The following is a 19,901-nucleotide window of genomic DNA, read 5'->3' on the forward strand; positions in this document are numbered from 1 at the left end:
CGAAATGACAGAAGAAGCGAAAGCAGGCCATCAGGTCAAGACGATTGTTTCAAGGGAGGAGTTCTTTCGGATCAACGAGAAAGCCGCCAGCGAGATGAGTAGGGACGGATCCCTTCAGGGCAAGGCGCTCGAGGTTCTGGTCGAGGCCGACCGTCATCGCTGGATTCACCAGAACACATGGTTCGGCGAGCCGATCCTCAATCTTCCGCAGGACATGTTTGCGATCCAGGAGATCATCTGGAATACGCGACCCGACTTCATCATCGAAGTCGGGGTTGCGTGGGGTGGCGGCATGCTCTTCGAGGCGGCATTGCTTGAGTTGCTTGGTGGAAAAAAGGTTGTCGGCATAGATATATTCATTCCGGAGGACCTGCGCCAACGGCTCGCCGGCCATGGCCGGCTGTCGGAGCGTCTCGCATTGATCGAAGGGAGCAGCACGTCGGAAAAAACGCTGGAGAGGGTAAGGGATCTGCTTGCAGGTTCGGACAAGGTGCTGGTAATTCTTGACTCCGATCACACGCATGAACACGTTCTAAACGAGCTTCGCACCTATGCGCCATTGGTAGGAAAGGGCCAGTACCTTATCTGCGGGGATACCATCGTCGAGTACATGCCGCCGCAAGTGCATGTTGTGCGTCCTTGGGGTCCGGGCAACAATCCGGCAACAGCAGTGAAGCAGTTCCTCTCTGAAACCGACCGCTTTGCCGTCGACGAGAGGATCGATCAACGTCTTCTCTTCTCCTGCCATCCCGGCGGCTATTTGCGGGCGGTGAAGTAACACCGGACCATGCCAACAGCCGCCAACGAAATGGGAACTCTCAAATGAAAGTAGTGGTCACTGGCGCACTCGGGCACATCGGCTCGCGCCTGGTACGTGATTTGCCCTTTTTGCTTCCGGGTTGTGAGGTCGTCATGGTCGACAACATGATGACCCAGCGTTATTGCTCGCTCTTCAATCTTCCCACGGAGGGGCGCTACAGGTTCATCGAGGCGGACATTACCAAAATGGACCTCGAGTCCCTGTTGGCGGGTGTCGATGTCGTCATTCACCTTGCGGCCATTACGGATGCTGCCGGAAGTTTTGATCGAGCAGCGCAGGTGGAAGAGAACAACTTCAGTGCGACAAGGCGGGTGGCTGAGGCCTGTGTCGGAACCGGAGTTCGTCTCGTCACCCTGTCATCGACAAGTGTCTATGGCACACAGGCCGAGTTGGTCTCTGAGGACTGTTCCGAAGAAGAATTGAAACCGCAGAGCCCGTACGCGACGACCAAACTGAAGGAGGAAAGACTTGTTCAGCAATTGGTCAAGGAGCGCGGGTTGAAGGCTGGAATCTACCGGTTTGGAACCATCTTCGGTGTTTCACCCGGAATGCGTTTCCACACAGCGGTGAACAAGTTTTGCTGGCAGGCGGCGATGGGATTGCCGATCACAGTCTGGAGCACGGCATACGACCAGAAGCGTCCCTACCTTGACCTTGGTGACGCCTGCAGGGCAGTGGCGCATATCGTTCGCAATGATCTGTTTGACGGCAGGGTCTTCAACGTTCTCACCCTGAACGCCACGGTGCGTGAGGTTGTGGATGCCATACGCGCATTTGTGCCGGCACTTGAGGTCCAGTTCGTAGACAGCAGGATCATGAACCAGCTCAGCTACGAAGTCAGCGATGCACGGTTTCGCAGCACCGGTTATATGCCGATCGCGAAGCTTTCGGAATCCTTGAAACAGGAGCTTGAGCTGCTGTCGCCAAGCCTGAACTGACACACGAGACTGGATGAAAAGGCTAACCTTCGTCCTACCATTAAAGGACAGGCCGTACTACTCCAGGATCTGGCTTGGACACAATATTCGCCAAGAGCATGACTACCTGATCGCCGACGGCAGCATCGCCAACGAGAACGAAGAGCTGTTCCGCGAGGTCAAGCTGCCGAACGTTACCTATGTGCGATTTCCTCAGGACTTGTCCATCGAACAATACGTTGAAAAGATGGTCCAGGCCGTCGAGCGGGTCCAGACTGCGTATGTCATGACCTGTGACAACGATGATTTCATCAATTTTCAGGGAATAGCCAGTTGCATCGATGCGCTGGAGAAGAATCCGCATGCGGTCTGTGCCGGCGGGCCAATCTACGGCGTGAGTCAGGTTGTGTCTGCCGCTTCCGAGCCGCGCTACGGCATGCCGGTAAGGATCATTGATGCGGCAGCACTCAGCGGCATGTCCGGATTCGATGCGTTGGTGCAGTTGTTCAAGAGCTACAAGTACATGTGGTATTCGGTGTTTCGAACCCCAAGCTACCAAAGAATCTGGTCCGACATCAGGCAACTGCAAATTACCAACGTCTATCTCGTGGAAATTCTCCAGGCCGAACTGGTTTTTTGCCACGGGCAATACGTCCAGGTGCCAGCCAACCATTACATCCGGTTGGAAAATCCAGTGACCAGTGCTGCCAGGGAGGAGGCTTCGATGGACGAACGTCATACCCGCAAGATTTTCTTCGATAGTGAGTACAGGGACCAGGTCGAAAAAATGTCGGCTCATGTGGCCAAGCTGGTAGACGTTGCCTTGAGTCAGTTGTTGCATGAGTTCACCAAATACTTCATTGCAGGAAACGTTCAGAAGACCGATTCGTTTGTTTCGAGAATGTCCGTACGACTCGGGCGGCTCCACGAAATCATTCCCCGCAGGCTGGGCCTCTCCTTCCCGATCGAATTCGGGATCGGGTTTGTCAATGGTCTTGGAAAAGTTCGCAGCAGGTTGGGCATATGACCACTGCGGCTCATGCCGTGCTTGTTTCCGGGGCCGGGCAGCTTGGATCAAGATACCTGCAGGGATTGGCGAAATGTCGTCTGCCGTTGAGAATCGTGGTTCAGGACAACAGCCGGGATTCCCTTGAGCGCGCGCAACTTCGGTGGAACGAGGTGCTGGATCCCGAGGTGATTCACGAAGTGTCATACCACTCGTCGATCGAGACGCTGCCGCGCCAGATCGACGTCGCCATCATCGCGACGACCGCGGATTCCCGTCCGCAGGTGGTCGGGCACATTGCCGCTCACGCCAGTGTGCGCTTCTGGGTGCTGGAAAAAGTGTTGGCCCAGAGCGAATCGGGTCTCGATGAGATCGTCACTCATGTTGGAGCCGGCTCCAGAGCGTGGGTCAATACCCCCCGCAGAATCATGCCGTGGCATCGCCAAGTTAGGGCTCAACTTGGCCTCGCGCGACCGATGATCATGCGCATGGAAGGGGGCGCGTGGGGACTGGCGTGCAACGCAATACATCTTCTTGATTTGCTCGCATGGTGGACGGGAGAAACGCTGCAGGCGGTTGTAACTGATCGCCTGGAGCCGCGTTGGTTCGAGAGCAAGCGCCGCGGTGTCTGGGAAGTCGCGGGAACCTTGGAAGCGAGGTTTTCCGGAGGGTCGTGCGCCTACTTGAGCGCCAATCAGGGCAGTGATGCGGTGCGTTTGGAAGTTACGGACGGACGGCAGACCTGGCTTGTCAAGGAAGCCGATGGTGTAGCCACTCGATCCGACGGGCGTGCGATTCCTGGACGAATGCAGTACCAGAGCGAAATGACGGCTCCCCTGGTCGAATCCCTTCTGGAAGGTCGTGGTTGTGACCTGCCGACGCTGGACGAGTCCGTCAGTCTTCACCGCGCTTTTGTTCGGAGCATGCTGGAACACTGGAGGCGATCGGCCGATGCCGGCGCAACAGCCGTCCCGATTACCTGAATCAATGAGACGAACACGATGAGCCTTTGGTTGATTGGCGCCGGCGTGATGGCGCAGGACTATGCCAAGGTATTGAACAGCCTCGGCCTGGATTTCACGGTCGTCGGGCGAGCTGCCACGTCCGCCGGGAAGTTTGAATCGGCTACGGGACATCCCGTACGGCAAGGTGGGCTAAGCGACGCCCTCCATGCGCTCGATGCCCCCGAGCAGGCTATTGTCGCCGTTGGCGTCGAGCAGTTGGCGGGTGCCGCCATGGAGTTGATCGAAGCCGGTACCCAGCGCATCCTGGTCGAAAAGCCTGGTGGGCTGAATGCGGGGCAGGTTGACGCGTTGCGGCAAGCTGCGTCCAGACACGGGGCCGAAGTGTTGATTGCCTACAACCGCCGCTTCTATGCTTCCACAGCCATGGCGCGAAAGATGATGGTCGAAGACGGTGGCGCCACCAGTTGCTCTTTCGAGTTTACCGAATGGTCCCATGTGATCGCGCCCTTGACCAAGGCACCGGGAGTAAAGGAGGCATGGTTCCTTGCCAACTCCACGCATGTGGTCGACCTGGCCTTTCATTTGTGCGGATTTCCTGTCGACTGGAAGGCCTGGCACGGTGGTTCGCTGAACTGGCATCCATCCGCTGCAAGATTCTGCGGCTCGGGAATTACGGGGCTGGGCGTCTTCTTCAGCTACCAGGCAGACTGGGAAGCGCCAGGGCGCTGGGCAGTGGAGGTGCTCACGCGCAAGCGGCGCCTCGTCTTTCGGCCCATGGAGCAGTTGCAGGTGATTCCGCTGGGTTCCGTAAAGGCAGAGAACGTTGAACTCGATGATCGCCTGGACAAGGAATTCAAGCCAGGCTTGTATACGCAGACCAAGGCGTTTCTGGACAGAGACGACCACCTGTTCTGCTCGGCTGACGAACAACTCCAGCACTGTGCCATCTATGATCGGATGGCCGGTTACGGCCCGGGGGTTTTGAATGGTTCTTGAGGAATGACGGCACAAAAATGACCAAGGTCCTTGTTACCGGCGCCGACGGCTTCATCGGTTCCCACCTGACCGAAGAACTGGTTAGACAGGGACACGAAGTTCGTGCCTTCGTACTTTACAACTCCTTCAACTCCTGGGGTTGGCTCGACCATTGCGCGCCGGACGTAAAGGGCCGGTTCGAAGTGTTTGCCGGCGATATCCGCGATCCGCATGGCGTCAAGGAGGCTGTCAGGGGCACCGACGCAGTGCTGCATCTTGCCGCCCTGATTGCCATTCCTTACTCCTATCATTCGCCAGATACCTATGTGGATACGAATATCAAGGGCACACTGAATGTATTGCAGGCAGCCCGCGAGTTTGGCGTCGGAAGGGTGATCCATACCTCGACCAGCGAGGTGTACGGTACGGCGCGCTTTGTGCCAATTACCGAAGAGCATCCCCTTCAAGGCCAGTCGCCGTACTCGGCGACCAAGATCGCCGCCGACCAGCTGGCCTACTCCTTCTACTCGTCCTTCCAACTGCCGGTGGTGATCGCCCGCCCCTTCAACACCTATGGCCCTCGCCAGTCCGCCCGTGCGGTGATCCCGACCATCATCACCCAGATCGCCAGCGGAAGGCGCCAAATTCGGCTTGGTGCCGTATCGCCAACGAGGGATTTCAATTTCGTGGGCGACACGGTCCGCGGATTTGTTGCCGCGCTGAATTCCGATCTCGGCCTCGGCGAAGTGGTCAATTTCGGCAGCAATTTCGAGATCTCGATAGGCGATACGGCTCAGTTGATTGCGGAAGCCATGAACGCAGAGATCGAGATCGTCACCGACGAAGCCCGCTTGCGGCCCGAAAATTCCGAAGTTGAACGCCTGTGGGCGGACAACACCAAGGCCAGCCGACTCTTTGGCTGGCAGCCCGGTTATGGCGGCCGCGAAGGATTCAAGCGTGGCCTTGCGGAAACCGCGGACTGGTTCGCGCATTCCGGCAAGCTGATGGGGTACAAGGCGGATGTCTACAACGTGTGAGGCCCGTGCCAGGAACAATCCCCATTGCTGAGCAGGTCGTAAGCGCCCTGCGCGCAGTCGTCGGTGAAGGATCCGCGGCTTTGCACGAGCCCAGTTTCGGGGGAAGCGAGTGGCTGTATCTCAAGGAGTGCCTGGACTCGACCTTCGTCTCCTCGGTGGGGAAGTTCGTCGACCGCTTCGAGTCGGAACTGGCAAGCTTTACCGGCGCCGGACACGCGGTTGCCGTGGTCAATGGGACGGCCGCCCTGCACATTGCGCTGAAGCTGGCCGGTGTGCGGACCGACGATGAGGTTTTGATTCCCGCCCTGACCTTTGTCGCTACGGCCAATGCAGTCAGCTATTGCGGCGCCACGCCCCATCTGGTCGACAGCGAAGAGTCCACCCTGGGAATGGATGCGGCTCGGCTCCGTGCACATCTGGTCAGTCAGACTGAACAGCGGGTCGGCTCATGCGTCAACCGCGCCACCGGGCGGATCATTCGAGCCATGGTCCCCATGCATACCCTCGGCCATCCGGTGGATCTTGATGGATTGCTTGCGGTGGCGAAAGACTTCAACATCGCCATGGTCGAAGATGCGGCTGAGTCCCTGGGCAGCTACTACCGCGGCCAACACACCGGGACATTCGGACTGTTGGGCATCCTGAGTTTCAACGGCAACAAGACGATTACCACAGGCGGTGGCGGCGCCATCCTCACCAATGACCCCGAGCTTGCTCGCCGGGCCAAGCATCTGACCACAACCGCCAAGGTACCCCACCGCTGGGAATTCGTGCATGACGAGTTGGGCTACAACTACCGCATGCCGAACATCAATGCGGCCTTGGGATGCGCCCAGCTTGAGCAGCTCGCCGATTTCCTCAATAGCAAGCGTGCGCTGTTCGAACGCTATAGGAACGCGTTTGCGACAGTGCTAGGCGTCCGCGTCGTTGCCGAGCCAGTGAATTGCCACAGCAACTACTGGCTGCAGACGTTGCTCCTCGATGAATCCCTCGTTTTGCAACGTGACGACATTCTCGCCGCTACAAACGATGCTGGCCTGATGACCAGGCCGGCCTGGACCCCCATGCATCGACTGACGCCCTTTAGCCGGTGCCCGTCGATGAGTCTGCGGGGGGTCGAATCGCTGACGAGCCGGTTGATCAATTTGCCAAGCAGTTCATTTCTGTTGAACAGAACAGTCGAACGGGGCGACTTCAAGTGAAGCCTATACCACGCGTTACGATGAGTGACGGCATTCCGACGATGACGTTCGATGCAATGCCGTTTTGGGAGGGCGTCCAGAAGATGCCGGGTGTCAGGCGGAGCCACCCCTTTTCCTTGGCTGCGGCGACTGACGGCCCGATTCGGCAAGTCACCGCAGCGCCAATCATTGCGGAAGTCGTGAATGCCTACCAACTCGACGAATACAACTTCATAACGCCGCCACCGGGTGCCAGCGCTTGGGCCAACTCCCTTGGCGAGCGGAGCATCACGGCCGTAAAGGCCGCGATCGGCGGCATGCGCCCGGCAAACATCCTTGAGATCGGCGGAGGAAGTACCTGGGTGGCGAGCCGGCTAAGGGAGTTGTACCAACCGAAATCCTATGTGCTTGTCGATCCGTCCGCGCGGGACTCAGCGCATGGGGTAGAAGTCGTTCGCGACTACTTTCCCAACCCGCAACTGGCCGACCGTCGTTTCGACCTTGTCCTCGGTTTCAGCGTGCTGGAACACGTTCCGGACCCGCTGGATTTCCTGCGCAACATACGGGGACAACTGGCGGGGGGCGGCAAGGTCGTCCTGATCTATCCGGACTGCGAAGCCCAGTTGCGTCGCGGGGATCTGAATGCGCTACTGCATGAGCATCTGAGCTACTTTACCGCGGCGTCCTCCCGTCGCACCGCGTCCCTGGCTGGATTCGATGTTGTTTCCCTTCACGGCGGGAATGACCTCTTCACCCTGGTGCTCGGGTCCGGCTCGGGACACACTGTTGCCGTCCAGGCGTATAGCGAGTCGGAGTTGCTTCTACAAAGCGCCGCCATGTATCGGAATCTCTTGACGAACACCGCCGACAATATCCGGCGCCGCCTGGAGCGTGGAGAACTTGTGGCATTTCACGGCGCCACCCAGGGACTGAACAGCTTTTTTGCGATGACGGGCCTGGGCAGTCATTCAGGCGTTCGCTTGTATGACGGCGATGTTTCAAAGGAAGGACTTTATCTGCCAGCATGTACAACTCCGATCCGATTGCCGATCGACGCGACGTACTCGCAGAACTCGATCCTGGTGATTTCCGCCATGTCGTTCTACGACCCAATCCGGCAATTCGCGATCGAAAAAGGTGGATTCGATGCTTCGCGCCTGCTGCCGCTAGGCGGCGCCCGAAAATGACCGGGAACTGGAAAGCCGCAGGCAGCAATGGCCTGATCTACAAGGCAAGAGAGCTCGATCTGGCGAATCTGCCGAAAATTGATTCGCACTTGCATACATCGTGGACCGATGGCGAGGCAACCGTTGACGCCGTATATGAGGCCGCGGCTGCCTGCGGCCTGGCGACTGTGCTTTACAGCGAACACAGCCGCAAGATGAGCGTCGACTGGTTCCCGTCGTTTGCCGCGCAAGTCAGGGCACTGCCCCAAACGCCTTGCAAGGCCTATGTGGGCACGGAGGTGAAGGTCGAATCGCGCGATGGAGACATCGACACCATTCCGGCAATCAGCGAGTTGTGCGACTTCGTGATGGCAAGCGTACATCGCTTTATCGGCTCCGACGGGCGCACCCTGCAGTTCGAGCAAACCGATCCTGATGTCGCGATCGACCTGGAGTACGACCTGACTTGGGCGGTATTGGCGAATCCGCAAGTCGACATTCTCGGCCACATGTTCGGCATGAGCTACCGGCGCTTCAAGCGCGTACCTCCGGACGACAGGATCCGTGCGCTGATTGCACGCGCGGCAGAGTACGTAGTGGCGGTCGAGGTCAATTCCTATTACCACCCGAATGCGTACCAAATGATCGAATGGTGCCGCGAATTCGATGCTTTCGTCACCTTTGGTTCAAATGCCCACTCCCTGGCGGAAGTCGGTGCAATCACTCGACTCCTGGAACGGCAGGCGAAAAATGCGTAGACAATGTCGCGTCCTGGTTACGGGTGCGGGCAGCGGTGTCGGCCAGGGCATACACAAAGCCCTCCGTTCGTCCCGCCTGCCGGTGACAATCGTCAGCGCAGACATCGCACCGCTGAACGCCGCGCTCTATCGTGGGGATGAGGCGATTCTCGTGCCGCGCGTAGAGGCGGCCGGGTCGCTGGAAATCATCATGGAAATCCTGGCCCGGGAAAAGATCGACGTGGTCATGGTTGGATCGGAATTCGATTTGCTGTTCTTTGCCGAGCACAAGGCGCTGATCGAACGCCAGACTGGCACGCTCGTGATCGCCGCTCCGGTCGACACAGTTCGGATCGCCGATGACAAGTGGCTGACGGCGGAGTTTCTTCGCGCCAACGGACTTCCCTATGCGGAGGCGTTCTTGCCGGGCGACATGGCCGATGCGGCCAGGGTGGCGAATGATTGGGGCTATCCCGTGATGCTCAAGACGCGCCGCGGCACTTCGTCGAGGCATGTCCACGTCGTACGGGATCGGGCGATGCTGGAAGAGTGCTACTCCTCGACCCCCCTGCCGATGCTGCAGCGAGTGATCGACCTGCCGACATCGGAACTGCACAGCGAATACACCTGCAGCGTATTCAAGACGCTGGATGGACGGATTCTCGGACCCTTTGCGGCGCGCCGCACGGTTCGCGGCGGAACCTCGTGGCATGTCGAAGTCGCCCGCTTCGGCGAACTGGATGAATTGATGCTGGCGATTGGCGGCGCCATGGACTTCATCGGGTCCTTGAACGTGCAGCTGATGCTGACGGAAGCCGGCCCGGTCCCGTTCGAAATCAACGCGCGATTTTCCGGCACCACGGCAGTACGCGCCCATTTCGGGTTCAATGAACCCGAAATGGCGTTGCGGAACTATTTCTATCGCGAGGACATCATCGACCCGGTGATTCGCTCCGGAGTCGCGCTGCGATACCACGAAGAGGTATTTGTCGATGATGTCCGGGCGGACGAACTGCAGCCCGGCATTCACAAGGGCTATGTGAATCCATGGTTCTGAACCGGATCGGCCTGACAGGCGCGACGGGAATGCTCGGCCGTCACATACGTGCGGCACTGGAGCACGAAGGCGCTCAGGTAGCAGCGGTTGGGCGCGGAAGCACGGCGAACGGCGCGGCGGGCACCTGGGATCTGGCGAACTGGCAGGCACCGGAACAGTTCGACGCCATGTTTCCCGATGTGCAGGCGGTGGTGCATGCAGGCGCGATGGTGCAAACCACGGGGCCTGTCGATCAGGGCCTGATGTTCGACACGAATGTCCGGGCATGCGTCAATCTGGGTCAATGGGCAATCAGTCGCGGCCTGCCGGTGGTGCACATTTCGAGTGCGGCCGTCTATGAAGACATAGCTTCAGGCCGGTTGCCTGAAGATGCGCCAACAGGCTGGAGCGGACTGGGCGGGCTTTACGGCCTTTCGAAACTGCTCGCCGAGGATGCGCTCAGTCGTCTATGCCGGCAGGGACTCAAGCTGGCCATCATCAGACCATCCTCCCTCTATGGCTTCGGTCTTCCCGAGGCCAAGATGGTCAGTCGATTTCTTGCCAAGGCGAGCGCAGGAGCCGCCATCGAATTGGTTCCGCCCGTGAATGACAGGATCGATTTCGTCCATGCCGCAGATGTGGCGCTTGCGATACTTGCCATACTGCGCGCAGAAGCCTGGGAAACGTTCAACATCGCTTCCGGTTGCCCGCTCTCGGTAAGGGAACTCGCGGAAGCTTGTATTTCCGTTACAGGTCGGGGGAACATAGTCGTAGATGAAATTCAGGCGGTCCAACACGATCCGGTCATTCGCTTCGGCCTGGATATCGGGCGCGCGAAACATCGCCTTGGCTGGCAGCCGCAAACGGACATAAGGCAGGGATTGGACATGATGCTGCGGCAATGTGTGCACTCAGGCAGTCGCGGACTGCCCCAACGGTCGCGGCAGGAGGGTTGACGATGGACAGAACTTTCATCATCGCGGAAGCCGGCGTCAATCACAATGCCGATCTGGGTCTTGCGCGCGGTCTGATCGACGCGGCGGCAGTGGCCGGAGCCGACGCTGTCAAGTTTCAGACGGCAATACCCGAACTGGTCGTTACCCGCTACGCGCAAAAGGCGGACTATCAGAAAGAGACGTCCCGGGCCGACGAGTCCCAGCTCGAGATGATCCGGAAAATACTTTTTCCGCTGGAAACCCACCGGGAGCTCAAGGCCTACTGCGAGGAACGCGGCGTCATTTTTTTCTCCACGGCGTTCGATCCCGTCAGCCTGGATTTCCTCGAAACGCTCGGGCAGCCCTATCACAAGATTCCTTCAGGGGAGATCACCAATCTTCCATATCTGCGCCAGGTCGGCGCCTATCGCAGACCGACCATTCTTTCGACCGGCATGTCAACACTCGGCGAAATCGAAGCGGCACTGGAAGTGCTGGAGCAGTCGGGGACAAATCGTGAGCGAATCACCGTACTCCATTGCAACACCGAATATCCGACACCGATGACGGATGTCAACCTTCGCGCCATGCAAACCATCAGGGAGGCCTTCGGCGTGCGGGTGGGCTATTCCGACCACACTGCGGGCATCGAGGTGTCCCTGGCCGCGGTGGCACTCGGCGCCACCATGATAGAGAAGCATTTCACGCTGGACCGCCAGCTTCCCGGGCCCGACCACAAGGCGAGCCTGGAACCTGACGAGCTCAACGCCATGGTGTCCGCCATCCGCAATATCGAGTTGGCCATGGGGAACGGAATCAAGCGTCCCAGCTCCAGCGAGTCAAGGAACAAGGATATCGCCCGCAGGTCGCTTGTGGCTGCGCACCCAATACGCGCCGGAGACGTCTTCAGCGCAGCGAACCTGACCGCCAAGCGTCCGGGGTCCGGCCTGTCCCCCATGCGCTGGGACGAGGTGATGGGCCGCAAGGCGCCGCGCGACTTTCTTCCGGACGAGATGATCGAACTATGACGCGGAAAATCTGCATCGTGACGGGAACCCGCGCCGAGTTTGGGCAGTTGCGCTGGGTAATGGAGGGCATCCGGGCGAGCCGGGATCTTGAACTGCAGCTGATAGTGACCGGAATGCATCTGTCGCCGGAATTCGGTCTCACCTATCGCGAGATCGAGCAGGACGGATTCAAGATTGATCGCAAGATAGAAATGCTCCTAAGTTCGGATACGCCGAGCGGCGTGAGCAAGTCGATTGGGGTGGGACTGATCGGTTTTGGGGATGCGCTGCAGCAGCTGCAACCGGACTTGTTGCTGGTGCTGGGCGACAGGTTTGAAACATTTTCTGCCGTGATTGCAGCCATGGTCGCTCGTGTTCCCGTGGCACATTTGCACGGAGGGGAGGCGACCGAAGGTGTGATTGATGAAGCAATTCGCCACTCGATAACCAAGATGTCCCATCTGCATTTCGTTGCTGCGGAAGAATATCGTCGTCGAGTGATACAGCTCGGCGAGCAACCCGAGCGCGTATTCCTGGTGGGGGGCTTGGGTGTCGACAACATCAAGCGCTTGAAGCTTCTCGACCGTGCGGAACTGGAGGCATCGCTCGGCTTCGAGCTAGGGCCAAAAAACCTGCTCGTCACTTTTCATCCGGTGACACTGGAAGTCTCGACCGCCGCCGCGCAAATGGCGGAATTGCTAGCCGTTTTGGCGGAGTTGCAGGACACGCAGCTCATTTTCACCATGCCAAATGCCGACACCGACGGGAGGGTCCTGATCGGGATGCTGGAACAGTTCGTTGCGCAGCACGCCAATGCGCACGTCTTCACGTCTCTCGGCCAGTTGCGTTACCTGTCCTGCATTGCCCTGGTCGATGGCGTGGTCGGAAATTCTTCCAGCGGCTTGACGGAGGTACCCAGTTTCCGGAAGGGAACCATCAATATCGGTGATCGCCAACGTGGTCGGCTTCAGGCCGTGAGCATCATCAACTGCGAACCGATCAGGTCGAGCATCAGCGCCGCCCTGCAAAGACTGTATGCCGCCGATTTTCAGGCCAGCCTGTGTGAAGCGCGCAATCCTTACGGCGAGGGGGGCGCAAGCAAAAAGGTGGTCGACACCTTGCGCCGCGTTGCGCTTGCAGGCGTGACCAAGAAGGCCTTTTTCGATCTACCCGCACCTTGAGTTGAGGCACGACGCGTGAATACAGACGAAGAACTCTGGCGGAAGGCCATCCTCCCGTCCAGTGCCACCATTCAACAAGCGATACGCAATCTGGACCAGGTTGCGATCAAGATCGTCTTGGTGGCCAATGATGCCGGCGAACTGGAGGGTACGATTTCGGACGGGGATATCCGGCGCGGACTGCTCAGGGGGCTGGATATCAATAGTCCGATCGCCAGCATCATCCATCGCAATGCGCTGGTAGTACCGCCCCAGATGGGAAGAGAAACGGTAATGCAGATCATGGTGGCCAACAAGATCCAGCAGATTCCAGTTGTCGATGAGCGCCGCCACGTTGTCGGCTTGCATCTCTGGGACCGGATCACCACGCCGCCGCTGCGCGCCAACCTCATGGTGATCATGGCCGGCGGCATGGGTACGCGGCTTCGCCCGCATACCGAGGACTGCCCCAAACCCCTGCTTCCCGTCGCGGGCAAGCCGATGCTGGAGCACATCATCGAGCGTGCGAAGCTGGAGGGCTTCAGCCACTTCGTCCTGGCGATCCACTATCTGGGGCACATGATCAAGGACTATTTCGGCAACGGCGAACGCCTGCAGGTGCAGATCGACTACCTGTGCGAACGATCACCCTTGGGTACCGCCGGCGCGTTGGGTCTGCTCAGCCCCCGACCCGAAGTTCCCTTTGTGGTGACCAACGGCGACGTGATCACCGACATCCGCTATGGCGAACTGCTGGACTTCCATATTCGTCACCAGGCCGCCGCCACGATGGCCGTGCGGGTTCACGAGTGGCAGCATCCCTTCGGCGTGGTGCAGACCGAGGGAGTCGATATCGTTGGCTTCGAGGAAAAGCCCATAGCCCGCAGCCATATCAATGCGGGAGTCTATGCGCTTGATCCCGAGGCCCTCGCCGTGTTGAGGGAGGACGATCTCTGTGACATGCCGACCCTGTTTGAGCGTCTGCAGGCGCGGGCGATGCGCACGGTGGCGTATCCGATGCACGAGCCGTGGCTGGACGTGGGAAGGCCTGAAGACTTGAAGCGCGCCATAGCCGAAACGCCGGGCGATATGAAAGCGGAACCGGGAACATAGGAATATCGTCGCCATGAAAGACGCAGAGTCAATTCGCCGCGCCCTCATCGTCGGGCAGGGAAGCATCGGCAAACGGCATCTGCGCCTCGCCAGGACCTTGATGCCTGATGTAGATATCCGTGTCCTGCGTCATCGGGACAATGAAGCGATTCCGGAATTTGCAAATGGCAGCTTTTCACGCGTGGACGACGCAATCGGTTTTGCTCCACAGCTTGCCGTTATTGCAAATCCGGCCACATTTCATCTGGGGATGGCTCAGCCACTGGCCAAGTCAGGCACGCATCTTCTGGTAGAGAAACCGCTTGCAGCGACGCTCGATGGCGTATCCCAGTTGATCGATACCTGTCGTGAACGGGGAGCCGTCCTGATGATCGGCTACAACTTGCGATTCTTGCCTTCGTTGCGGCGGTTTCGCGACTTGCTTAGCCAGAATGTAATCGGCAGGGTGCTGTCCGTCCGTTGTGAGGTCGGACAATTCCTCCCATCTTGGCGTTCCGATACGGATTATCGACAGGGAGTATCGGCGCGCAGTGAACTCGGTGGGGGTGCTTTGCTTGAACTTAGTCACGAAATAGACTACTTGCGATGGATTTTCGGTGAGGTCGATTGGGTGCAGGCTGCGCTGAGCAGGCAAAGTACCCTTGAGATCGATGTCGAGGATACGGCTCACCTGGTTCTGGGTTTTGTACCAGGGGCCGATGGCCGACGACTTGTCGGAACCCTTAGCCTGGACTTTATCCGCCACGACACCACGCGAAGCTGCACGGCTATAGGTGCGGAAGGTAGCCTGCGTTGGAATGGATTGACCGGTTCGGTCGAGCGATTTGACCCAGGGGCAAGCCAGTGGAGCGAGATTTTCTGTCACCAACACCAGCGGGACGATAGCTATCTGGAAGAGTGGCAGCATTTCCTTGAATGCATCAAGGAGCGAGAGGCCCCATTGGTTGCGGGTGAGGACGGACTGCGGGCCCTGCAAATCATTGAAGCGGCCCGACAAGCCTCAGTTTCCGGAGTACAGATGGATGTTGCAAAAAGACCGTCAGAAAATAGGATTGACGCATGAAAGCGATAGCCTTTGTTTTTGCCCGGGGTGGATCAAAGGGGTTGCCGGGGAAGAATATTCGTTGTTTGGCTGGCAAGCCGCTGATTGCGTGGGCAATAGAAAAAGCCGCAGCCGTTTCTCGCATCGACCGTGTAATTGTCTCGACGGATTCAGAAGAGATCGCAGATGTTGCACGCACTCACGGTGCGGAAGTGCCGTTCATGCGACCGGCGGAGCTGGCACAGGACAATACGCCCGAGTGGCAGGTTTGGCGCCACGCTCTGAACTACCTGAAAGAGTCAACGGGCAGCTATCCAGGGGCTCTGGTTTCAGTTCCCGCCACTGCGCCGTTGAGGGCGGTGGAAGATCTGGAGCGCTGTCTGGATGAGTATGAGAAGGGAGGGGTGGACGCAGTTATTACGGTTACCGATGCCCATCGAAGTCCCTACTTCAATATGGTGAAGTTGCAGAATGATGGATGCGTCGGTCTGGTTATCCCTCCTGTCGGATCGGTATTCCGTCGCCAGGACGCTCCGGTCGTTTTCGATGTTACAACCGTGGCTTATGTGGTCCGGCCGGAGTTTGTGATGACCAAAAATGGAATTTTCGAAGGCCTGATTCGCCATGTGCATGTTCCGATCGAGCGCGCGCTGGATATAGACACCCCGCTTGATTTCAGGATTGCAGAGTGCCTGATGGCGTCACGTTAAGGAATCGCGCATGCTGACCATAGAAAAACTGATGAATCTGCAGGGCAGGCAAGTCTTGGTCACTGGGGCTGCCGGGGGGATCGGAAGAGTTATTGCTCACACGCTTGCGGAATTGGGCGCCGATTTGCTGCTGGTTGATCTTCCCGGCGCAAGTTATGCCGAACTGACTGAAGAGATCGAGGGGAGGTGGGGCGTGCGGGTTCGTACGTTCAATTGCGATCTGGAATTGCAGGAGGATCGCGCCCGATTGATCGACAGCGTCGTCCGGCAAGGTGCCGGCCTTGATGTACTGATCAATAACGCTGCCTTTGTCGGGACCACTGGTCTGCAGGGTTGGGGTACTGCCTTTGAGCAGCAGACGGTGGAGACATGGCGCAGGGCGCTGGAGGTCAATCTCACGGCTGCTTTCGACTTGTCGAAGGGACTGCTCCACCTGCTGAAACAGAGCAAGGGTGGAAGCATCATCAACCTTTCATCGATCTACGGATCGTATGGTCCCGACTACAGTCTTTACGACGACACGTCCATGGGCAACCCGGCGGCATATGCCGCGTCGAAAGGCGGGTTGATACAACTTACGCGTTGGCTTGCCACGACTATGGCGCCACAGGTGCGGGTGAACGCCATTTCGCCCGGCGGTGTCTTCCGTAACCAGCCCGAGGCTTTCGTCAAGCGCTATGAAGCACGAACTCCCCTCAAGCGAATGGCCACCGAAGACGATTTCCGCGGAGCCATCGCATACCTGGCCAGCGACTTGTCTTGCTATGTTACCGGCCAGAACCTAGCGGTTGATGGTGGTTGGGGTATCTGGTGAGAAGTAGGCTTGCCATATATTGAGCGGTTGCGCGACTTCCAGTGCGGGTGCGTGTCGCGCCATGCAAGATGACCATCAACAGTAACCACAGCTTCCTTGCGTTCGGCCGCGAAATCGAAAATGCGAAGCTTTGGCTCCAATCGAGGCTGTTTGCGGCCTGCGGTTATTCATCCGGGATGCTGGTCGATCGACTGATGCAACGACTGATTGAACTCAGCCTGACTCCCTATGCCGTAGCGGTGATGGCGCTTTGCAGTACGGCAGCAGACAGCTTTCCATCTACCGGTTCGCGCATTCAGTGCGGACGTGCGTCCCTGGAACTGGGGACTGGCGCCGTTCGCGTTTCCTTGACGCAACTGCTGGCCAATCAGATGGATTTCCTGCTTCACTGGGGATTTTGTCTGGGGGCCATCTTGTTCCCGACCAGAGCGGCTGCAACCCGTCAGCCTGCCGTCCTTGTGTTCGGAGTCGGGATGGAAAGCCTGTTCGCGAACGGGAGCGACGAAAGATTCGTAGCCTATTGCCGGCGCGGTCCGATTGAACCGCTTGCAAATGCGAAGCGGCTGTTGATTCAATGTTCGATCCGCGAGGCCGTGTCGACGCGCACCGAGTTTGCCTATTGCGCCCGGCCCCTGATCAGCCTCCTGCGTTGCTCGCGATTGGGGCTGTTTGCGAGGCTTGCCCTGGCGCAAAAGCACCTTGTGTTTTTGTTCCAGTATTTAGTCGCCGTCATTCGGTTACCCGCGCTCTCCCTGCTGGGCAAGGACTTCGCCTATAGCGCGATCTCATTTGGTCTTGATCGAATTGGCCTGATAGAGGCAATCGTTTTCACCACCTCCAACTACAACAGCCAGCCGCTCTGGGTCCGGGGATTGCCGAATACGAAGCTGCACCTGGTCTGGTACGCACAGAACTTCAAGCCCGTTAGCTACGCCGCAGATTCGGTGGGGTCAGAGATTCCCTGCGCGCGATGGGTTCGAGTCGATACGCATTGGGTGTGGACCCGGACTTTTGGCGACTATCTCAGGACATTGGGACACCGCGGAGCAATCGAAGTGGTGGGACCGATAGTCTGGTACCTGCCGGAATCCGGGACCCCGTCATCAAGCAGCATTGATATCGTCGTATTTGATATCTCGCCCTTTAGCGACGACGTTGCATTGCATGCGGGCGGATACATCTCCAACTACAATAATGTCGACAATCTGAGCGCGTTCATCGCCGATGTCACTGCTTTGCGGCCGAGGCTGGAAGCGATCCTGCAGAAGACGGTTTTGTTGCGCCTGAAGACCAAACGGGGCTACAACGCAATTTACGACAAGACGTATTTCGACCACCTGGACCAACTGAATTCCTCGGGCGTCATTTCCCTTGTCGAACACTCAAGCAACATCTATTCATTGATATCCGGCAGCCATCTGGCTGTCGTATACCCTTTCAGTTCGCCGGCATACATAGCCGATGCACTGGATGTCCCGGCGATCTACTACGATCCGACGCAGTCCATTGTTGAACAGAATTTCGGCGATGCTCCTTCGCTGGTCCGTTTCGCCAACTGCCCGGCGGACCTGCTGAACACTGCAGTCGTCGCGATACGGGAGGTCCTGGCGAAACGTGCGATGCAATATGCTGCCGCGGGCGATCATGGAAAATGAAGGGCAGCGGCTTGCCGCAAGTCGCATGACTGCATCATCAGGGACCGATCCGAAACCGAATGTCGTGGTCTGTCCAACAGGCAGGGAGTGGGCTGAGATGGCTGCGGCAGTGATAGGCTCTTCCGTTGACGCGGTGATTGCTGGAAGGGGCGCCTGTTCCCTGATGCTCACCGGGGGGAAAACCGCCGAGGGCCTTTATAATCATTGGTTCAGGTTCTCGCTACTGCCAAGGCAGGGCATGCGGTACTTTTTCGGGGATGAGCGTTGCGTCCCCCCGGAGCACAGGGATAGCAACTTCGGCTTGGTAATGAGGACATTGTTCGCAAACGAGAGACCTTCCGGTGCCTGCGTGAGCCGTATGGAGGCCGACGATCCGGATCGGGAGGCCGCAGCGACGAGATACGAGGCATTGCTTCCAGAACAGATTGACATCCTTTTGTTGGGAATGGGAACTGACGGCCATGTCGCTTCCCTGTTTCCCTATAGCGAGGCCTTGCGTACGACGGAGCGGACCGTGCTGCCGGTGCAGGGCCCGGATGCAGGGCATCCGCGCTTGAGCATTACGGGCAGGGTCGTCGCCAATGCCGAAACCGTCTTCCTCTTGGCGACTGGCGAAGACAAGGGTCGGGTGCTGGCCGAGGCAATGAAATCCCCGCGTGACGTCATGTCGCTGCCGGTGCGCATGGCATTGAACGCGACCTGGTTGCTGGATGAGGCGGCTGCAGGGCAGATCCGCTAGAAAATTCTCCAAAAGGCGCGACAGTTTGAAAAAGCTCATCAAGGCGGGCATCAAACAATTGATCGATTGGTCGGTTGCCCTCATGGGGAAGACGATTCCCGGGCGCTACGTCTATGCCCGGATTGTCGGCGAAGCGATGAATCGAACTCGGAGGTCAAGCCATCAGGGTACGAGCCTGAGTTTTGCCGTACCCAATGCGCTCAATCAATACCGCGTCGAGACCTTTTCCACAAAGGAACCGGAGACACTGGAATGGATTGACGGAATTCCCGAGGGTTCGGTACTCTGGGATATCGGGGCGAACGTCGGCCTTTACGCGTGCTATGCGGCCAAGCACCGCAATTGCAGGGTTTTTGCTTTCGAGCCGTCGGTCTTCAACCTTGAACTGCTGGCGCGCAATGTGTTCTTGAACGGCTTGACCGAACGGATAACTCTGGTACCGTTGCCGCTGTCAGACGGACTGGCGGTCAGTACGCTTAACATGACCACCACCGAATGGGGCGGCGCGTTGTCGAGTTTTGGTCAGGAGTACGGTCATGACGGACAGGTCATGCACCAGGTATTCAAGTTCCCGACCATAGGTCTTTCGATGGTCGATGCGGTCGAACTGCTCAGGATTCCCCACCCAGACTATATAAAGATGGACGTCGACGGCATCGAACACCTGATTCTCAAGGGCGGGCTACCTTTGCTGAAGACCATAAGAGGCATCCTGATCGAGATAAATGACAGCTTCAAGGCGCAGGCCAATGATTCGAGCATGTACTTGCAGCAGTCGGGGCTTTCGCTGCGCGAAAAGCGGCATGCGGAAGAGTTTGACACCGGCATGGCCCAATACACCTTCAATCAGATATGGGTCAGATAGCGATGCCCCTGTCTCCATCGG

The 19,901-nt window shown here is 58.2% G+C and carries 20 protein-coding genes; all 20 read left to right on the forward strand.

From position 1 onward, the window contains the following. Window positions 1–4: 4 nt before the first annotated feature. The 20 genes from J0M27_RS03960 to J0M27_RS04055 all read left to right on the forward strand — a co-directional run bounded on the left by J0M27_RS03960 (window position 5) and on the right by J0M27_RS04055 (window position 19,880). Window positions 5–778: a CmcI family methyltransferase gene (locus J0M27_RS03960; RefSeq protein WP_294987686.1), complete on the forward strand. Its 774-nt coding sequence runs from the start codon at window positions 5–7 to the stop codon at window positions 776–778. A 44-nt stretch (window positions 779–822) separates the two neighbouring features. Next, window positions 823–1,758, forward strand: coding sequence for an SDR family oxidoreductase (locus J0M27_RS03965; RefSeq protein ID WP_294987688.1), 936 nt, complete (start codon window positions 823–825; stop codon window positions 1,756–1,758). A gap of 13 nt (window positions 1,759–1,771) precedes the next feature. Next, window positions 1,772–2,764 (forward strand): TIGR00180 family glycosyltransferase, encoded by a 993-nt coding sequence (locus J0M27_RS03970; protein ID WP_294987690.1) that lies wholly within the window; start codon window positions 1,772–1,774, stop codon window positions 2,762–2,764. After that, the gene (locus J0M27_RS03975; protein ID WP_294987692.1) at window positions 2,761–3,726 is read left to right on the forward strand and encodes a hypothetical protein; all 966 of its coding nucleotides are present in this window, start codon (window positions 2,761–2,763) and stop codon (window positions 3,724–3,726) included. The genes J0M27_RS03970 and J0M27_RS03975 overlap by 4 nt, the downstream gene beginning before the upstream one ends. 18 nt (window positions 3,727–3,744) lie before the next feature. Further along, the gene (locus J0M27_RS03980; RefSeq protein WP_294987694.1) at window positions 3,745–4,704 is read left to right on the forward strand and encodes a Gfo/Idh/MocA family oxidoreductase; all 960 of its coding nucleotides are present in this window, start codon (window positions 3,745–3,747) and stop codon (window positions 4,702–4,704) included. Window positions 4,705–4,721: 17 nt separating this feature from the next. Then, window positions 4,722–5,720 carry an NAD-dependent 4,6-dehydratase LegB gene (locus J0M27_RS03985; protein ID WP_294987695.1) on the forward strand — a complete coding sequence of 333 codons (999 nt, stop codon included), beginning with the start codon at window positions 4,722–4,724 and terminating at the stop codon, window positions 5,718–5,720. Window positions 5,721–5,725: 5 nt separating this feature from the next. Beyond that, window positions 5,726–6,922, forward strand: coding sequence for a LegC family aminotransferase (locus J0M27_RS03990; RefSeq protein ID WP_294987697.1), 1,197 nt, complete (start codon window positions 5,726–5,728; stop codon window positions 6,920–6,922). Between the two features lie 20 nt (window positions 6,923–6,942). Continuing rightward, window positions 6,943–8,088: a class I SAM-dependent methyltransferase gene (locus tag J0M27_RS03995; protein ID WP_294987699.1), complete on the forward strand. Its 1,146-nt coding sequence runs from the start codon at window positions 6,943–6,945 to the stop codon at window positions 8,086–8,088. Then, the gene (locus J0M27_RS04000; RefSeq protein ID WP_294987701.1) at window positions 8,085–8,825 is read left to right on the forward strand and encodes a PHP domain-containing protein; all 741 of its coding nucleotides are present in this window, start codon (window positions 8,085–8,087) and stop codon (window positions 8,823–8,825) included. The genes J0M27_RS03995 and J0M27_RS04000 overlap by 4 nt, the downstream gene beginning before the upstream one ends. Next, window positions 8,818–9,861, forward strand: a complete 1,044-nt coding sequence (locus tag J0M27_RS04005; protein WP_294987703.1) for a hypothetical protein — start codon at window positions 8,818–8,820, stop codon at window positions 9,859–9,861. The genes J0M27_RS04000 and J0M27_RS04005 overlap by 8 nt, the downstream gene beginning before the upstream one ends. Next, window positions 9,852–10,796, forward strand: a complete 945-nt coding sequence (locus J0M27_RS04010) for an NAD(P)-dependent oxidoreductase (RefSeq protein ID WP_294987705.1) — start codon at window positions 9,852–9,854, stop codon at window positions 10,794–10,796. Before J0M27_RS04005 ends, J0M27_RS04010 begins: the two co-directional genes overlap by 10 nt. Window positions 10,797–10,798: 2 nt before the next feature. After that, the gene (neuB, locus tag J0M27_RS04015; protein WP_294987707.1) at window positions 10,799–11,803 is read left to right on the forward strand and encodes an N-acetylneuraminate synthase; all 1,005 of its coding nucleotides are present in this window, start codon (window positions 10,799–10,801) and stop codon (window positions 11,801–11,803) included. Beyond that, window positions 11,800–12,963 (forward strand): UDP-N-acetylglucosamine 2-epimerase, encoded by a 1,164-nt coding sequence (gene neuC / locus J0M27_RS04020; RefSeq protein WP_294987709.1) that lies wholly within the window; start codon window positions 11,800–11,802, stop codon window positions 12,961–12,963. The genes neuB and neuC overlap by 4 nt, the downstream gene beginning before the upstream one ends. A 15-nt stretch (window positions 12,964–12,978) precedes the next feature. Next, window positions 12,979–14,055 (forward strand): nucleotidyltransferase family protein, encoded by a 1,077-nt coding sequence (locus tag J0M27_RS04025; RefSeq protein WP_294987711.1) that lies wholly within the window; start codon window positions 12,979–12,981, stop codon window positions 14,053–14,055. 13 nt (window positions 14,056–14,068) lie between these two features. Then, a complete protein-coding gene (locus J0M27_RS04030; RefSeq protein ID WP_294987713.1) occupies window positions 14,069–15,118 on the forward strand; it encodes a Gfo/Idh/MocA family oxidoreductase in 1,050 nt (349 codons plus the stop codon). Beyond that, window positions 15,115–15,807 (forward strand): acylneuraminate cytidylyltransferase family protein, encoded by a 693-nt coding sequence (locus J0M27_RS04035; protein ID WP_294987715.1) that lies wholly within the window; start codon window positions 15,115–15,117, stop codon window positions 15,805–15,807. Before J0M27_RS04030 ends, J0M27_RS04035 begins: the two co-directional genes overlap by 4 nt. Before the next feature lie 10 nt (window positions 15,808–15,817). Continuing rightward, complete coding sequence (locus J0M27_RS04040) at window positions 15,818–16,621, forward strand: SDR family oxidoreductase (RefSeq protein ID WP_294987717.1); 804 nt, start codon at window positions 15,818–15,820, stop codon at window positions 16,619–16,621. A gap of 68 nt (window positions 16,622–16,689) precedes the next feature. Then, on the forward strand, window positions 16,690–18,276 hold the full coding sequence (locus tag J0M27_RS04045) for a hypothetical protein (RefSeq protein ID WP_294987719.1): 1,587 nt from the start codon (window positions 16,690–16,692) through the stop codon (window positions 18,274–18,276). 25 nt (window positions 18,277–18,301) lie between these two features. Beyond that, a complete protein-coding gene (pgl, locus tag J0M27_RS04050; protein WP_294987892.1) occupies window positions 18,302–19,015 on the forward strand; it encodes a 6-phosphogluconolactonase in 714 nt (237 codons plus the stop codon). A 25-nt stretch (window positions 19,016–19,040) separates the two neighbouring features. Beyond that, entirely contained in the window at window positions 19,041–19,880 is an 840-nt protein-coding gene (locus tag J0M27_RS04055) for an FkbM family methyltransferase (RefSeq protein ID WP_294987721.1), read from the forward strand. The last annotated feature ends 21 nt before the right edge of the window (window positions 19,881–19,901 follow it).

The sequence above is a fragment of the Sulfuritalea sp. genome, assembly GCF_017302275.1.
Taxonomy (GTDB): Bacteria; Pseudomonadota; Gammaproteobacteria; order Burkholderiales; family Rhodocyclaceae; genus Sulfuritalea.

Bases quoted from the DNA above. Each gene is read 5' to 3' on its own strand.
- J0M27_RS03960 (WP_294987686.1), top strand. From the start codon at position 5: ATGACAGAAGAAGCGAAAGCAGGCCATCAGGTCAAGACGATTGTTTCA.
- J0M27_RS03965 (WP_294987688.1), top strand. From the start codon at position 823: ATGAAAGTAGTGGTCACTGGCGCACTCGGGCACATCGGCTCGCGCCTG.
- J0M27_RS03970 (WP_294987690.1), top strand. From the start codon at position 1,772: ATGAAAAGGCTAACCTTCGTCCTACCATTAAAGGACAGGCCGTACTAC.
- J0M27_RS03975 (WP_294987692.1), top strand. From the start codon at position 2,761: ATGACCACTGCGGCTCATGCCGTGCTTGTTTCCGGGGCCGGGCAGCTT.
- J0M27_RS03980 (WP_294987694.1), top strand. From the start codon at position 3,745: ATGAGCCTTTGGTTGATTGGCGCCGGCGTGATGGCGCAGGACTATGCC.
- J0M27_RS03985 (WP_294987695.1), top strand. From the start codon at position 4,722: ATGACCAAGGTCCTTGTTACCGGCGCCGACGGCTTCATCGGTTCCCAC.
- J0M27_RS03995 (WP_294987699.1), top strand. From the start codon at position 6,943: ATGAGTGACGGCATTCCGACGATGACGTTCGATGCAATGCCGTTTTGG.
- J0M27_RS04000 (WP_294987701.1), top strand. From the start codon at position 8,085: ATGACCGGGAACTGGAAAGCCGCAGGCAGCAATGGCCTGATCTACAAG.
- J0M27_RS04005 (WP_294987703.1), top strand. From the start codon at position 8,818: ATGCGTAGACAATGTCGCGTCCTGGTTACGGGTGCGGGCAGCGGTGTC.
- J0M27_RS04010 (WP_294987705.1), top strand. From the start codon at position 9,852: ATGGTTCTGAACCGGATCGGCCTGACAGGCGCGACGGGAATGCTCGGC.
- neuB (WP_294987707.1), top strand. From the start codon at position 10,799: ATGGACAGAACTTTCATCATCGCGGAAGCCGGCGTCAATCACAATGCC.
- neuC (WP_294987709.1), top strand. From the start codon at position 11,800: ATGACGCGGAAAATCTGCATCGTGACGGGAACCCGCGCCGAGTTTGGG.
- J0M27_RS04030 (WP_294987713.1), top strand. From the start codon at position 14,069: ATGAAAGACGCAGAGTCAATTCGCCGCGCCCTCATCGTCGGGCAGGGA.
- J0M27_RS04035 (WP_294987715.1), top strand. From the start codon at position 15,115: ATGAAAGCGATAGCCTTTGTTTTTGCCCGGGGTGGATCAAAGGGGTTG.
- J0M27_RS04040 (WP_294987717.1), top strand. From the start codon at position 15,818: ATGCTGACCATAGAAAAACTGATGAATCTGCAGGGCAGGCAAGTCTTG.
- J0M27_RS04045 (WP_294987719.1), top strand. From the start codon at position 16,690: ATGACCATCAACAGTAACCACAGCTTCCTTGCGTTCGGCCGCGAAATC.
- pgl (WP_294987892.1), top strand. From the start codon at position 18,302: ATGACTGCATCATCAGGGACCGATCCGAAACCGAATGTCGTGGTCTGT.